The following is a 15350-nucleotide window of genomic DNA, read 5'->3' on the forward strand; positions in this document are numbered from 1 at the left end:
GACCATGAACCAGCACATCGCGCCCCCGGTCGCCGAAACCACGGTGATCGGCAGCTTCGACTACCTCAAGGGTGACCTCGCCTACGGCTGGGCCTTCGACCCGGCCCGGCCACAAAAGCGCCTGGCGGTCGAGCTCGTCTGCGACGGCATGATCGTCGGCTACGGACTGGCCGATCAGCATCGCGAGGATCTGGCACCGGCCGGTATCGGCGATGGCCACCACCTGTTCTGCCTGGCCATCTCTTGCGAGCTTTACGACGGCAATGTCCATACCCTGATCGCACGCGAGGCCGAGAGCGGCGCCCCCCTTGGCGAACAGCGCCACACCTTCGGCCCTGCCACTCGTGAACTTGACCTGGACCGCATGCCCCGTCGCGAGGGGGAACGCTGGCTATATCAGCTACTGCACGACCATGGCTGGAACACCGGGCAAGCCCGCAACGTCATCCGCGCCTTTCACCTGACCGCGACCTTTCAGGAAACCGGCCGTGCCAGTGACGCGCTGAACGCTTGGGATGCGCTCGCCCAGCGCCTGGGTGACAACGCCCTGTGCCACCAGCTGCGCGGCGAAGCCCACCTGCTCAACGGTGACGCAACTGCCGCCCAGGCCAGCTACCGGCAAGCCCGGGAAGGCGCCCCCGAATCGCCCTGGCCGCACATCGGCCTGGCCAACACCCTGCAGCAGCTAGGCCGCTATCAGGACGCCGAACACGCCATTGCCCGCGCCCTGGCACTGGCACCGGAACACTCGACCGCCCGAACCCAGGCCCAGGCGCGACAGCACACCCTGCAGCGCATCAGCCTGCCGGAACAGGTCAGCGCCCTGGTGGACCAAGGCGAACAGCACGCCGCCCAAGCGCTGTTGATCAGCCGCCTGCTGGCCCAGCCAGACGACGAGCAAGCCACCGAACTGCTGGGCCAGCTGCTGCTCCCCGCGCCTGACGCAGACGACGAGCCGCTACCCGGTGCCGATACGCGACTCGCTTTTCAACGCCAGGAGCGCGTGCTGAACGCCCTGCTGGATCACGTAGACACCCCGTCAACCGAGCCGCAACGCCCATGAACGCCCTGCTGAATCACCTACGCACCCAAAGCACCGCCCCGCTGGCACACACCTTTATCATCGGCGCAGGCGACGGCAGCCAGCTAACCCAATGGCGTGACCTCAACAGCGAACACCTGCATCTGGCGGAAGCCCACCCTGCCCACGCCGAGGCGCTACAGCAGCACATCCAGGACCACCCGCAGGAACACCTCTACCTGGGGGCCATTACCGCTGAAGCTCAGGAAACCGCCACCCTGCATCGGCTCACGCTGCCGCAGTTCAGCAGCCTGAACGCCCCCACGGGCCTGACCGAACGGCTGCCCAACGTCAGTGTACAAGGCACTGAAACCGTGCCCGCCCAGCCATTAGCCACTTGGCTAACCCAAGCAGAGCTGGACCCCAATGCTACCCACACCCTGGTGATCAACGCCCCCGGCCAGGCCCACGCGCTGCTAACCGCCACGCCCGACGAGCTGCTGCACGCCGTCACCTGGATAGTGGTCAACACCGCCGATGAAGCACTGTTCGAGAACGATGTGGACAGCGCCACGCTGGACTCCGCCCTGACCCAGCGCGGTTACGCCTGCGTCGCAGAAGACGACACTGCCACCTACCCCACCGTGGCAAGGCTTTACCAGCGCCAACCCAGCGTCATCGAAAAACTCAACCTGACCGCCGAACGCGATACCCTGGCCAAGCAGCTGGAAGACACGCGCGCCAAGGCGAAGCGTGACACCGAGGCGCTCACCAAGGCACTTGAAGACGCCGAAGCCGCCCGGAACGCTGCCGAGAGTGAAGCAGAGACATTAACGACGCAGTTGAAAAAAACTAACGCGCAGGCGCAGAGCGACGCAGAGAAACAAACTAAAGCACTGGAAGAGGCCAACAATCAGCTCGCCGAGCGCAATAAGCAACTCGAAGCCGCCAAGAGCGAGGCCACAAAGCTGGCCAAGCAGCTAGAAGAAGCCCGCGCCGCCGCCAAGAGCGAAGCCGAGAAGCTAGCTAAAGAGCTAGAAGGGGCACGTGGCACGGCGAAGAGCGAAGCAGCGCAGCAATCCCAAGCCCTGGAAGCCGCCCAAAACCAGCTAGCCGAACGCAACCAGCAGTTAGAAGAAGCCCGCAATGCCACCAAACAGCACGAAGAGGCCCGTGCCGCTGCCAAGAGCAAAGCTGAGCAGCTAGCCAAGGAACTTGAAGCAGCCCGCGTCAACGCACAGGACGAAGCGACGAAGCACGCTCAAGCGCTGGAAGACGCCAAGAACCGACTCGCCGATCGCGATAAGCAACTCGACACCGCCAAGGGCGAAGCCGAGGCACTAGCCAAGGAACTTGAAGCAGCCCGCGCCAACGCACAGAGCGAAGCAGCGCAGCAATCGCAAGCCCTGGAAGCTGCTCAAAACCAGCTAGCCGAACGCAACCAGCAGTTAGAAGAAGCCCGCAATGCCACCAAGCAACACGAAGAGGCCCGTGCCGCTGCCAAGAGCAAAGCCGAGCAGCTAGCCAAGGAACTTGAAGCAGCCCGCGCCAACGCACAGGACGAAGCGACGAAGCACGCTCAAGCGCTGGAAGACGTCAAGAACCGACTCGCCGATCGCGACAAACAACTTGCCGAACAAAAACAAGCTTACGAAAAAGCACAGCGAGTGATCAAAAAGCACGAGATGGAAAGTCAATCATTACAGCATCGTCAACAATTACTTCAAGACGAGCTAGTAAAAAGCGAAGCGCAAATAGACCTGATAAAAGACCTGCTGCTGAGAGAACCGGGGTTGTAAATCACCAGCCGCCACGCATACCCAACAGTGGCAACCAACAAGGCAGCCGCCATGACGCAACCTACATTGACCGAGTGTTACAAAGCCCATGACGGACGCGTTTCCGATAAGTGGTCGCTTTACCTGGATGAATACGAACGGCTATTCGCTCCTATCCGAAACAAGCCCATCCACCTACTCGAAATAGGCGTGCAAAACGGTGGCTCATTAGAAATTTGGGGGGAATACTTTCCCCAAGCACAAAAAATTGTCGGCTGTGACATTAACCCGGCGTGCGCACAGCTAAATTACAGAAAACCCACTATTAATGTCGTGATCGGCGATGTCAACAAAGACGATACACTTGCCCAAGTATTCAAGCACGCCGAACAGTACGACATAGTGATTGATGATGGCTCGCATACCAGTCAAGATATCATTCACACATTTTGTACGCTGCTCCCCCATGTAAAGCAGGGCGGTCTGTTTGTCGCCGAAGACCTGCACTGCAGTTACTGGAAAAAATTTAACGGCGGTTTATACGAGCCACGCGCTGCCATGGCATTTTTTAAAGCTCTAGCTGATATTCCCAATTTCGAGCACTGGGGGTTAGAAGGTCACACCCGCCGCCGCGTATTGGCTCCCTTTGGCATTTCCGAAGAGCTGACTGAAACTCTGCTGACAGAAATCCACTCGGTGGAATTCATTAACTCCATGTGCGTGATTAATCGCCAGCCAGCCGAGAAGAACGTATTAGGCCTACGATGCGTAGCAGGTGAACTGGAAGAAGTTGCATCGGTTAAACAAGTCAATGGCACTAGCAGCCCCACACCTGCTCAGCAATTCCCTGCCCCCAATACTGGTTCGCTAACAAGCAACTTACAGGAGATAACAGAAACACTGCAGGCGAAAATAGCGGAAAACGAAGCTCAGCAGGAATTGTTAAAAAGCAAAAATAAAGAAATACAAGAACTTAATCATCTACGCGAACAAATGCATGAACAGCTGGTGCGCGCTGAAGCACAGCTAGCGTTGCTTAAAGACCTGCTACTAGACGATTCAGTACTTTAACGGCAATCCGGCACAGGGCATGTGAAAGGAGCATTCCATGATCTCATCACTCGGGCGCTGGTGGCGTAATCGACTGCGTCCAACCACACCGCTAAGCCAATCAACCATGGAAACTACCCCGACCGAAAGCACCGCCCAGCCCGGCGAATGGGTCGCCTACGACGAGGACTTATTAGAACGCGCCCGCACTCAATGGCAGTTTGGTGACTGGGAAAGTCTGGCCAGCTTACAGCGCGACACCCTGCAGCACCATCCCGATCGCGCCAAACTGGCTTTATTAGCCGCAGCGGGGCTGCAACAGTCAGGAAATTCAGAACAAGCGCGACAGCTTGTCCGCTTAGCCACCCAGTGGGGAGCAAGCAAAAAACTTATCGCCCAAGTGTTGATAGCAGGGGTGCATAACACGCTTGGCCGTGCCGCCGCCATTAACGGCAGCCAACAGCGGGCGCTCAACCATTTTGAAAAGGCAGTCGCCAACGTCAACACCCAAGGCGATACACGACTATTAATTCAGGCACGCACCCGCAACGAACTGGAGCGCCTGAATATTGCTATTGAGCCACAGGTACTTTCCCGGGTGGGACAACGCTTTGTATCTCCGCTGCATTACCAAGTACCTCATACCACCATACAAGACACTTCCAAGCCCGTTCAGAGATAGCTTAAGGAGCAGGTCAAGATGCAGCAAGGGAATCCACGTACTTTCTTCATCACAGGTGGGGCAGGCTTTATCGGCTCTGCCGTTGTGCGCGAGCTAATCGCTCACACTCAGCACAACGTTATTAACGTGGACAAGCTAACCTATGCGGGCAATCTGGAGTCGCACAGCAACATAGAGCACAGTGAACGCCACACCTTTGTGCAGGCGGATATTTGTGATGCTGCCACCATGCAGCGGCTTTTCCAGAAACACCAGCCGGACGTGGTGATGCATTTAGCTGCCGAGAGCCACGTAGACCGTTCGATTGACGGCCCAGCAGAATTTATTCAAACCAATGTAGTAGGTACCAGCGTGCTGCTGGAAGTCGCTCGTGCCTATTGGAAAAGCCTGCAAACCAGCGCACCGGATAAAGCCGCCGGTTTCCGTTTTCATCATATTTCCACCGATGAGGTGTACGGCGACCTAGAAGGCCCGGAAGGCTTATTTACGGAGCAAACACCCTACGCCCCCAGTTCACCCTACTCCGCCAGCAAAGCCAGTTCAGACCACTTGGTGCGCGCTTGGCAGCGCACCTACGGCTTGCCCACCCTAATTACCAACTGCTCTAATAATTACGGCCCTTACCACTTCCCTGAAAAATTGATCCCGCTGATGATTTTGAACGCATTGGCAGGCAAGCCCCTGCCGGTGTACGGAAACGGGCAACAGATCCGCGACTGGCTATTCGTAGAAGACCACGCTCGCGCCTTGGTACAGGTAGCCACCCAAGGTGAAATTGGCGAAACCTACAACATTGGCGGTCGCAATGAAAAAACCAACCTGGAAGTGGTGCATACACTGTGCGACCTGCTGCAAGAGTTAGTGCCCAAAGACACTCGCTACCGCGACCTGATTACTTTTGTAAAAGACCGTCCTGGCCACGATCTGCGCTACGCCATTGATGCCAGAAAAATAGAGCGTGAACTGGGCTGGGTGCCACAAGAAACCTTTGAAACCGGCCTGCGTAAAACCGTGCAGTGGTACCTTGCCAACGAAAGCTGGTGGCAGCGTGTGCAAGATGGCAGCTACCAAGGCGAACGCCTTGGGGCTAGCGCATGAACATATTGATTACCGGTGCAAACGGCCAAGTAGGTTTCGAGCTACGGCGTCATTTTTCCCTAGTTGGTAATGTGCTTTCCCCTGATCGCGCCACGCTAGACCTAGGGATGCTCAGGGCGTCGAGCGCTACCTGGCAACCCATCGCCCTAAGCTTGTTCTAAATGCAGCAGCGTATACCGCCGTCGATAAAGCTGAAAGCGAACCGGCACAGGCCGAACGGTTAAACAGCGGGCTACCGGCACAGTTAGCCGGGTATGCTGCCGCCATGGGCGCTTACTTGGTACATTACTCTACCGATTATGTGTACCCCGGCTATGGAGAGTCCGCCTGGCATGAACGGAGCGACACACAACCGCTGAGTGTTTACGGAAAAACCAAGCTGGCTGGCGATGAAGCTGTGATGTATAGCGGCTGTCAACACCTGATTTTTCGCACCAGCTGGGTATATGCCGCCCGTGGCAAGAATTTTTTGAAATCCATGCTAACGCTAGGCCGTGAGCGCGACTCGTTGGCCGTTGTGAACGACCAAATAGGCGCCCCCACCCCAGCTCGGCTTATTGCACTCGTAACCCTTCATGCATGGCAACAACGTATTGCATCAGGGGTTTACCATCTGGCACCTACCGGCACTACCAGTTGGCACGGCTTCGCCAGTGAAATCTTTAAGCAAGCAGAAGAAGCAGGGGTAACGCTATCCATTTCATCTGGCCAAGTAAGCGGCATTCCCACTGAGGAATATCCCACCCCGGCCACGCGCCCATTAAACTCACGCCTAGCTCTAAACAAGCTGGAAACTGCCCTGGGCATCACCATGCCCCATTGGAAAGATCAGCTAGCGTTGACGCTACAAGAACACCTAGAACCTTTGACCTGACTCTGCATCATTGCGTAATGCGCATATATAAAAAAATTTCCATCATCCATCAAGTGAATCAACTCAAGGAAACACCTATGTCTCGCAAAGGAATCATTCTGGCCGGGGGTTCCGGCACGCGCTTACACCCCATCACCCGCGGGGTTTCAAAACAGTTGCTGCCCATTTACGACAAGCCGATGATTTATTACCCCATTTCGGTACTGATGTTGGCCGGCATCCGCGAAATCCTTGTTATTTCTACACCAGAAGATTTACCCCAATATAAAAGTTTACTAGGTAGCGGTGAAGATTTGGGCCTGCGATTTGAGTATGCCGTACAGCCTAGCCCGGATGGCCTAGCCCAAGCGTTCATCATTGGCGAAGAGTTCATTGGCAACGACTCTGTATGCCTGGTGCTAGGCGATAATATATTCCACGGACAGCATTTCTCGGACCAGTTAACGCGCGCCAGCGATCATACCAGCGGTGCTACCGTATTTGGCTATTGGGTAACCGACCCGGAACGCTTTGGTGTGGTGGAATTTTCTGAAAATGGAAATGCCATTTCCATCGAAGAAAAACCCAAAAACCCTAAATCCAGCTATGCCGTAACGGGTCTATATTTCTACGATAACGACGTGGTGGAAATGGCTAAAAGCGTACAGCCTTCGGAGCGCGGCGAACTGGAAATTACCAGCGTGAATAATGCCTACCTAGAGCGTGGCGATCTGCGAGTAGAGCGCCTGGGCCGAGGCTTTGCCTGGTTGGATACCGGCACGCACGACAGCCTGCTGGAAGCCAGCCAATACGTACAAACCATTGAGCACCGTCAGGGCCTAAAGGTTGCCTGCCTGGAAGAAATTGCCTGGCAACAAAAGTGGATCAGTGATGAACACCTAGCCGCACTGGCCAGCCCATTAGCTAAAACCCAGTACGGCCAATACCTGCAACGTTTGCTTAACTAAAAAGCAAAGTAGCCATCAGAGGGGCCACTCGGCCCCACCGCAATGCCTTACTTATTTCTACGGTACCGTCCTCATGCAGTTCGAAAAGCTCTCCATTCCCGATGTTGTGCTAATTACCCCGCAAGTATTTGGCGACGAACGAGGGTTCTTTATGGAAACCTTTCGCCAAAGCGAGTTCGAGGCCCACTGCGGCAACTACCGGTTTGTGCAGGATAACCACAGCAAATCGAAACAGGGGATTCTGCGTGGTCTTCACTACCAGCTAGAAAAACCCCAGGGCAAACTGGTACGTGTTACCCAGGGGGAAGTTTTCGATGTAGCGGTAGACCTAAGGGAAAGCAGCCCGACGTTTGGACAATGGGTGGGGGTATATTTAAGTGCCGAGAATAAGCAGATGCTGTGGGTGCCATCGGGCTTTGCCCATGGGTTTTATGTAACGAGTGAAGAGGCTGAGTTTCAATATAAGTGCACGGACTATTATAATCCTGGGGACGAGCACTCTATCATCTGGAACGACCCCGACATTAAAATCCAGTGGCCTACCACGTGCACACACCCTTCCCTTAGCGATAAAGACAAACTGCCACTAGCCTCTTACCAAAAAGACTCCCCCAACTTCAAAACCATTTAATCTACCATCTCACAAGCATTTAAACATTATGCAAAAATCGCCCAGCCATCTTAAAAAAGCAAACGCACTGTTCAGACAAAAAAAACTCGAAGAAGCCGAAGAGGTTTACCAAAAAGCGTTGCAAAATGCAGAAGGACCATTGATAGACGCAATATTTTTCAACATTGAATATACTCGAAAAAAGCTTAGAGAGGAAGTGAAACAAGCCAACCCAAATGCTTTAAAAAAACCTGATTGGCTAGACAAGGAAGTATTCGAAAAAATCGTAGATTTGGCACTGTTTGACATAAGTTTTTACGAGAAAAAATACCCTGAAATAGCAAAATCAGAAAAAAATCTACTTGCACATTACCTGACAAAAGGGGTAAAAGAAGGGTTAGATCCGTCTGAAAAATTTAACACAAAATATTACATCAATGAAAACCCTGACGTGGCAAGTGCAGAGATAAACCCTTTTATTCACTATGTCACGAGCGGCAGACATGAAGGGCGTTTTGCCAAACCCACACCTTACATAACAAAGTACAAACCAGAACCCAAACAATATATTCCGAGAATAAAAGACTCTGCTAAAAAAACACCACAAATAATTAAGCCAATTTGTTTTTACCTACCTCAATATCATGCTATCCCCGAAAATGATAAATGGTGGGGGGCTGGCTTCACTGAATGGACGAACGTTAAGCCAGCAAGGCCACAGTACAAGGGTCATTATCAGCCCCATATACCTCATGACGACATTGGTTATTACAACCTTTTAAGCAGCGATGCGCAAAAAAAACAAATTGAAATTGCCAAGCAATACGGCGTTGGAGGGTTTTGCTATTACTTATACTGGTTCTCTGGAAAAAGATTGCTGGAGAAACCTTTAGATAACATGCTAGCCGACCCTACAATAGACTTCCCTTTTTGCGTTTGCTGGGCAAACGAAAATTGGAGTAGGCGGTGGGATGGCTTAGATCATGACCTGCTGATGGTTCAGGATTACTCCGAAGAAGATGATATCGCTTTTATAGAAAACATCTCAAAATATCTTAAAGACAAAAGATATATCAAAATTGATAACAAGCCGTTGATCTTGATTTATCGACCCAATCTTTTCCCTGACATGAGAGCGACTGTCAAGCGCTGGAGAGACTGGTGCTCAGAAAACGGCATCGGCGAAATCTATCTCGCATATCCTCAATCATTCGAACATGTTGATCCAGCGGTTTATGATTTTGATGCTGCCTTGGAATTTCCGCCAAATAACAGCAATCCACCCAGCATAACTAACGAAGTAACCCCTACTAACGAAGCTTTTTACTCTAAGGTTTATGACTGGAGAGTTCTGTTAGATAGAAGTGATAACTACAAAGATCCAGGGTACACATTGTTCAGAAGTACAAATCCATCATGGGACAACACTGCGCGCAAGAAAAACAAGGGCATCATATTCGAAAATAACTGCCCGAAGCTTTTTGAAAAATACCTAACAAACGCATTTTCGGAAACGCTTGCACGACGCGAAAACGAAGATGAGAGAATTGTATTTATTAATGCCTGGAACGAATGGGCTGAAGGCGCACACTTAGAACCAGACAAAAAACATGGGTACGCTTGGCTGCAAGCTGTGCGAAACTCTCAGCTTTCGCTAAGAGATGCTTGCAATACTAAACTTGCGATAGTCATTCACGCATTTTATACTGATGTACTTGAGGAAATTTTACATGAAATCCAATGGGCAAAAAATATAGAATCCTCTATATATATAACTACCCCGCATGAGAAAAAGAAAGACGTAGAAGATGTGGCTTCACACTTCAGCTATAAAATATTTGTCAGGGCTTATGAAAATAAAGGAAGAGACGTTCTTCCTTTTTTAAAAACCATCCCTGAAATTGCCGAAAACAATCATGAATTCTTAATAAAAATCCACACGAAAAAGTCACTCCATAGAGCTGATGGCGATAACTGGAGAAAGGACCTATATAGCCAACTGCTATCATTCCCTAAGTATGTGAGAGGACTTATTGATTTCAGAAACGAGAAAGATTTAGTCTTGATGTCGCCCGATGGAAGCCTGGTCCCTATTTCTTACTACTGGGGTGCAAATGAGGAAAACGTCTTAAAATTATGCGAGAAATACCAAATAAAATTTTCGCGAGATGGTCATTATAAATTCATAGCAGGGACAATGTTTGTTGCAAGGGTTTCGTTTTTCAAAGAATTGGTTGATAAGGAATATATCTTAAGCGATGACTTTGATCGAGAAGCAGGTCAAGTCGATGGGACCTTAGCTCACGCCTACGAAAGGTTCTTTGGAATATTTGCATACGAAAAATCAAAAAAAATAACCAGCTTCGGGTATCAGGAAAAGGAGTTCTCTTATGCTGAAAAAACAATTTAAAGTCAATCTACCCGAAATCTATTTCATCGAAAATTGCGATCAAAATCTTTAGTAAAGACTTCCCAATTAACCACCACAAACCATTCGTCGAGCATAATACCTTCCCAGGTATCACTACTGCTTAGGCAGCAATCGTTTTTAGGAAGTTATTTAAACTCCAAATAACCACATCCAAACTTTCGGATCCCATAAGGTCGTGACGGAATGAGTGAAAGAACAGTATATTTGCATATAGGATTTGGAAAAACGGGCACTACGTCAATACAAAAAACCCTTGCTTCTAATAGAGAACTGCTATCAAGAAATAAAATACTATTTCCGGCTACAGGAATTTCTGACAGTGGGCATCATGGCTTAGCAAAGCTAGGGGATGGCCAAATGGCGAAAGACACAGCAAAACTTTACTCCCAACTAGTCGACGAGATTGAGTCCAGCGACGCCCATAAGATAATAATATCATCTGAAAACTTTTGCTTTATGACAGAAGATTATGTCAAGGATGTTAGCAAGTTCCTAAATGCTTACAATGTCAAAGTTATTTTTTACGCGAGGCACCATTTAGAGCTTATTGCGAGCACTTATTTACAATGGGTGAAAGCAGCAAGCCAACCTCCTTATTTCGATATTGAGGAATTTTGGAGGAGCCACCAAAATTCTTTTTTTTTCATGTCTAGGATAGAGCCGTTTATAAAGCACTTTGGGGAGGATAGCTTATCATGCCACTTATTTCATAAAAAGGCTACTGAAAATGATGTTGTTAAAGACTTCCTTGGAAAAACCGGAATCGCTGGATGCCAATTACAACGGCTCCGAACCTTTGAAAATACCAGCCTGATACCTGAGCTTGTAGATTTGGCCAACAATGTTAACTTGATCCAAAAAAACGTTGCGGAACGCGAAACAACTATTCAATCTCTAATTGATTTTTCACAGAAATTTAAAGCCTACTCTAGGCAGCCTTTGATTTGTGGAAGGTTAAGCGAAGAAATTCTTGAATTTTATAAAAATTCTAACGTTGATTTCTCTAACTTCTTTAAAACACCGTTAGAAAGAGAGGTGTTTCTCCAGCAGCATGAGCACGCTACTTAAACCTTGCCTCCTTCCAAACATTAGCTCATCACAACTTTATTAGATCACAGCAGGGTTAATAAACAGAATAAAAAGTAATTCTTTTAGGTCCGCAGCCACTGAAATCTACTCCTCGCAGCAAGAGACATAATATCTCGCCCAACTGAAATTCAGCTTAAAAATAGTTGCGCAACCATTCGCCTTCGACGCCCCTAATCATAAACCTTGCAAAACCACATATCTTAAACATTAATTTCTAAAAGCCTTTACTCCCCTCGAATCTAGAAATATTAACTTTTTATTCAAGGTTTACTCATGCCACGACCTATTAATCATGTGTTTGTCTCTGGGGTATCCGAGGAAACCATTACCGCTTACCTAGGCCCTACGTTGTTGGAGGCGCTAAATGTCCAGTGGGTAGCCCCCGAGCACAGCCTTGCCTTGGCCCAGGAGGATAAAAATGCTCACTGGCTGTGGCTGTACCAGCCGCCGTGGCAGCTTGCGGATGCGGCGCAGCCCGAGTGGGAGGTCTGGGTTTCTCGAAACCGACACGCACTGCGTTTGCAGCGTATGGCAGGTAAGCGGTTATACGTGGTGAATGCGGCACGCATGCCAGCAGCTGCACTGGCCGAGGCACTCGGCGTCTCGGCTGCCTGCCCGGCCGAGCAGGAGGCCCCCGCTTATCTGGGCGCCCTGGCGGCGCTGTGTGCGGACCTGGCGGCCACGCTGCCCGCCGTTCGCCAGGCGTGGGCGCTTTACGAAACTCTGGAAGCCACCGCGTGGCTACCGAGTGGTATGGCACCGGAATTCCGTGCATCGCTCAGCGTGGATGAGTCGGCCCTGGCCAGCCTGTTGCAGGTGGTAAGCGCTGGCGCGCAGGCTCCGGCACGGGAACAGGCCCACCAGGCAACCCGGGCGGCCCTGGAAGAAACCCGGCAGCGGGAGCAGGCACTGCAGCAAACAACCAACCAGCAGGCCGCCGACCTGCAGGCGCTGCGCGACGAGCACAGTACGCTCGAGGCGGCTCATGACACACTGAAAGAGAACCACGACGCCCTCAGTGCGAGCCATGCCACGCTCCAGGAAACCCACCACGCTGCATGCGAGGCACGCAAAGAGACCGACGAAGAGAACGAGCTGCTGCTGGCTCAGCTTCACCAGGTGCAGGAGGAACTGGAAAAGCACTACCTGGAAGGTCAACAGCGGCGCCAGCAACTGGACGAACTGCACCAGCAGCTTGCGGCCGAGCAGCAACACGCTTCACAGGCGACAGCAGCCCAGGAGCGAGAACGAAGCGATGCCGCCGCCGAGATCGCCAGACTGACCAAGGCGTTAACCGAACAGCAGCAGGAAACCCGGAACGCGCGACAGGCACAGCAGGCGGCCGAAAAAGCCGCGGCCGACGAAAAGCAAGCACTGAACGCGGCCAGGCAGCAATGGGAAACGCAGACCCGCGAAAGTGATACAGAGCTGGCCTCCCTGCGAGAGCAAGTGGCCGAGTTGAACACGACAGTAGACAGCGCCAGGGCAGAACATACCGAGATGCAGGAAGAAAACGACCTATTGCTGGCCCAGCTGCACCATGTTCAGGAAGAACTCGAGCGCTATTTCCTGGCTAACCGCGAGTATGAAAGGGCCATGACCAGCGCGCAGCCGACCTTCCTGCGCGCCCGTCAACAAATTAGCCGTTTGTTTGCCGCCACCAATATTGAATGCTGACATGACTGATGTGGTTTTTACGGCAAGCGCCGCTTCTTTGAAGGTGTTCAAGAAAGAGTCGGAGTCTTGACCCTCTCTACTATGCAGGGATAAAACTTTCACGACCCCATGATGCGCGGGAGGGTTATTCTCGGCCCTGCGTCTAGAACGAAAATATCCACGGCGTCAGCACCAGCACGGCCACCGAATAGGTCAGACTGACCGGCAACCCGATGCGCAGGAAGTCGCCCAGCGCATAGCGTCCCGGTGAATAGACCATCAGGTGGGTCTGGTAGCCATAGGGAATCAGAAAGCAGGCACTAGCCCCGTAGGCCACCGCCATGATGAAGGGCATGGGGTCGGCACCGAAGGCCTGCGCGGTCGACCAGGCGACCGGGAAGGCCAGCGCGGCGGCGGCGTTGTTGGTGACGGTTTCCGTCAGCACCAGCGCCAGCAGGTAGCGGAGTCTGTCAACATAGATGGCACATGAAATGGTTCTGGCTCTTTAAAATCCCGCTGCCTGTGGCACCGGGTCCCGCTCGGGATTTAGGTGTACGATCTCAGGCAGGCTGAGTTTCCGGATGTCACCCGACCAGCGCTCCGGGTGGCGCTGCTTAGCCGCCTCGAAGACTTCCCGGCGCTGCGCCAAGATGCCCTTGGCCTCGCCGTTATGGCGCTGACTCGGCGTGACGTAGCGAAGGGCACTGTGCCGGTGCTCATGGTTGTACCACTCGGTAAATTGCTGAACCCAGTCCTGAGCCTCGGTCAGGGTAGCGAACCCCTCGGCGGGGAAGCCCGGCCGGTACTTGAGCGTCTTGAAGGCCGACTCGGCGAAGGCGTTGTCGTTACTCACCCGTGGACGGCTGTACGACGGGGTGATGCCCAGGTCGTAGAGCTTCTCCAAGAAGGTTGCTGCCTTCATCGGGCTGCCGTTATCTGAGTGAAGGATCAGGGGCTTGTGACGATCGGTGAGGTGCTCTCGCCAGCAGGCCTTCTGGATCAGCTCGGCGGCCAGCTCGCCAGTCTCCGTCTCGTAGACCTCGTGCCCAACGATCTTGCGGCTGAAGACGTCCATGATCAGGTACAGGTACCACCAGGTACCGCGTGCTGGGCCCGGCAGCCAGCTGATATCCCAACACCACAAGTAGTTAGGCGCCGTGGCTTGGTGCGTCGTCGGAGAGCGCTTGCGCTGCGGGGCCTGCTGTCGGCCCCGGTGGTGTTGCTGGTCGTATTCATGGAGCACTCGATACATCGTCGACTCAGAGGCCAGGTAGCGGCCCTTGTCCGCCTGATCGGCCACGATGAAGGCCGGAGGGCGGCTCCGGTACTCCGGGGCGTTGCACAGCGCCAAGACCGCCTCTCGCTCCTCAGGCGATAGCTTATTAGCCGGTTCCGGGCGGTCGGCGTCGGGGCGGCGATCCGCCGTCACCTCGCCTTCGGAGACCCAGCGATAGTAGGTCCGCACGTTAATGCCCATCACCTGACAGGCCTTGGCCAGCCGAGCACCGTCACGCTGGGCGTCTTGCACCAGGGTCACGATGCGCTGGCGATCCGGGAGGCTGGTCAGTCGTCCTCGTCGTTGGTCGTGCCCCAGATCGCCTCGGCCTTTTTTGACAGGGCCAGCAGCGCCGCCGTCTCGGCCAGGGCCTTGTCCTTGCGGCGCAGCTCACGCTCCAACTGACGGAGCCGCTTTTGCTCGGCCTTCCGCGCCTGGCGAAGCTGCTTGGCCTGCGCTGCCGCATCGTCGTTGGCGTTCATGCAGGCATCCCGCCAGGCCTCCACCTGCTCGGGATAGAGCCCACGCTCGCGGCAATAGGCGCTGAGTTCGGCCTCATTCATCGGGGCCGTTTCCAGGACGATCTGGAATTTCTCCTGGCTGGTCCAGTGATCGGGCTTGGTGGAACGTGATGGCAAAACCTGTCCTCGTGCTCTGGCCTGTTTCCGCCAATTGTAGAGGGTTGTCGCGGTGATGCCTTCCTGCTCGGCCAATTCCGGGATGGTCATGCTCATGGGCGGTGCCATCTTCTTGAGGATGGCTTCCTTACGTTCTGCGGGGTAACGCACGTTGTTCACCTCTCAATCCGTTTAGGTGACAACTACGTTGAAGCATAGGG

12 protein-coding genes and 1 pseudogene are annotated in these 15350 nt (G+C 53.0%); 11 read left to right on the forward strand and 2 right to left on the reverse strand.

Annotation, left to right across the window (positions count from 1 at the left end; translation table 11 throughout):
- The first annotated feature begins 4 nt into the window (after positions 1-4).
- The 11 genes and pseudogenes from KGQ91_RS03025 (at position 5) to KGQ91_RS03075 (ending at position 13257) form a co-directional block, all read left to right on the forward strand.
- A complete protein-coding gene (locus KGQ91_RS03025) occupies positions 5-1063 on the forward strand; it encodes a tetratricopeptide repeat protein (protein ID WP_224420221.1) in 1059 nt (352 codons plus the stop codon).
- Entirely contained in the window at positions 1060-2820 is a 1761-nt protein-coding gene (locus tag KGQ91_RS03030; RefSeq protein ID WP_224420222.1) for a coiled-coil domain-containing protein, read from the forward strand. Before KGQ91_RS03025 ends, KGQ91_RS03030 begins: the two co-directional genes overlap by 4 nt.
- A gap of 51 nt (positions 2821-2871) precedes the next feature.
- Positions 2872-3870 carry a class I SAM-dependent methyltransferase gene (locus KGQ91_RS03035; RefSeq protein WP_224420223.1) on the forward strand — a complete coding sequence of 333 codons (999 nt, stop codon included), beginning with the start codon at positions 2872-2874 and terminating at the stop codon, positions 3868-3870.
- A 37-nt stretch (positions 3871-3907) separates the two neighbouring features.
- A complete protein-coding gene (locus tag KGQ91_RS03040) occupies positions 3908-4531 on the forward strand; it encodes a hypothetical protein (RefSeq protein ID WP_224420224.1) in 624 nt (207 codons plus the stop codon).
- A gap of 18 nt (positions 4532-4549) precedes the next feature.
- Positions 4550-5629 carry a dTDP-glucose 4,6-dehydratase gene (gene rfbB, locus KGQ91_RS03045; protein WP_224420225.1) on the forward strand — a complete coding sequence of 360 codons (1080 nt, stop codon included), beginning with the start codon at positions 4550-4552 and terminating at the stop codon, positions 5627-5629.
- Positions 5626-6503: pseudogene (gene rfbD / locus KGQ91_RS03050) on the forward strand (dTDP-4-dehydrorhamnose reductase). Before rfbB ends, rfbD begins: the two are co-directional and overlap by 4 nt.
- Before the next feature lie 77 nt (positions 6504-6580).
- The gene (rfbA, locus tag KGQ91_RS03055; protein WP_224420226.1) at positions 6581-7450 is read left to right on the forward strand and encodes a glucose-1-phosphate thymidylyltransferase RfbA; all 870 of its coding nucleotides are present in this window, start codon (positions 6581-6583) and stop codon (positions 7448-7450) included.
- A gap of 73 nt (positions 7451-7523) precedes the next feature.
- Positions 7524-8081: a dTDP-4-dehydrorhamnose 3,5-epimerase gene (gene rfbC, locus KGQ91_RS03060; RefSeq protein ID WP_224420227.1), complete on the forward strand. Its 558-nt coding sequence runs from the start codon at positions 7524-7526 to the stop codon at positions 8079-8081.
- Between the two features lie 28 nt (positions 8082-8109).
- A complete protein-coding gene (locus KGQ91_RS03065) occupies positions 8110-10470 on the forward strand; it encodes a glycoside hydrolase family 99-like domain-containing protein (RefSeq protein WP_224420228.1) in 2361 nt (786 codons plus the stop codon).
- Positions 10471-10674: 204 nt separating this feature from the next.
- Entirely contained in the window at positions 10675-11559 is an 885-nt protein-coding gene (locus KGQ91_RS03070; RefSeq protein ID WP_224420229.1) for a hypothetical protein, read from the forward strand.
- Between the two features lie 420 nt (positions 11560-11979).
- On the forward strand, positions 11980-13257 hold the full coding sequence (locus KGQ91_RS03075; protein WP_224420230.1) for a coiled-coil domain-containing protein: 1278 nt from the start codon (positions 11980-11982) through the stop codon (positions 13255-13257).
- A 142-nt stretch (positions 13258-13399) separates the two neighbouring features.
- On the opposite strand, the gene KGQ91_RS03080 is transcribed toward KGQ91_RS03075, so the two are convergent.
- Positions 13400-13681: an anion permease gene (locus tag KGQ91_RS03080; RefSeq protein WP_224420231.1), complete on the reverse strand. Its 282-nt coding sequence runs from the start codon at positions 13679-13681 to the stop codon at positions 13400-13402.
- A gap of 60 nt (positions 13682-13741) precedes the next feature.
- Positions 13742-15258, reverse strand: a protein-coding gene (locus KGQ91_RS03085; protein ID WP_231514359.1) for an IS3 family transposase whose coding sequence is annotated in 2 segments (ribosomal slippage) — positions 13742-14821 and positions 14824-15258 — 1515 coding nt in all. Because the reading frame shifts where the segments join, the coding sequence is not laid out codon by codon here.
- Between the last annotated feature and the right edge of the window lie 92 nt (positions 15259-15350).

Origin of the sequence: Modicisalibacter tunisiensis (assembly GCF_020148005.1) — a bacterium.
Lineage (GTDB): Bacteria > Pseudomonadota > Gammaproteobacteria > Pseudomonadales > Halomonadaceae > Modicisalibacter > Modicisalibacter tunisiensis.

Bases quoted from the DNA above. Each gene is read 5' to 3' on its own strand.
- KGQ91_RS03025 (WP_224420221.1), top strand. From the start codon at position 5: ATGAACCAGCACATCGCGCCCCCGGTCGCCGAAACCACGGTGATCGGC.
- KGQ91_RS03030 (WP_224420222.1), top strand. From the start codon at position 1,060: ATGAACGCCCTGCTGAATCACCTACGCACCCAAAGCACCGCCCCGCTG.
- KGQ91_RS03035 (WP_224420223.1), top strand. From the start codon at position 2,872: ATGACGCAACCTACATTGACCGAGTGTTACAAAGCCCATGACGGACGC.
- KGQ91_RS03040 (WP_224420224.1), top strand. From the start codon at position 3,908: ATGATCTCATCACTCGGGCGCTGGTGGCGTAATCGACTGCGTCCAACC.
- rfbB (WP_224420225.1), top strand. From the start codon at position 4,550: ATGCAGCAAGGGAATCCACGTACTTTCTTCATCACAGGTGGGGCAGGC.
- rfbA (WP_224420226.1), top strand. From the start codon at position 6,581: ATGTCTCGCAAAGGAATCATTCTGGCCGGGGGTTCCGGCACGCGCTTA.
- rfbC (WP_224420227.1), top strand. From the start codon at position 7,524: ATGCAGTTCGAAAAGCTCTCCATTCCCGATGTTGTGCTAATTACCCCG.
- KGQ91_RS03065 (WP_224420228.1), top strand. From the start codon at position 8,110: ATGCAAAAATCGCCCAGCCATCTTAAAAAAGCAAACGCACTGTTCAGA.
- KGQ91_RS03070 (WP_224420229.1), top strand. From the start codon at position 10,675: ATGAGTGAAAGAACAGTATATTTGCATATAGGATTTGGAAAAACGGGC.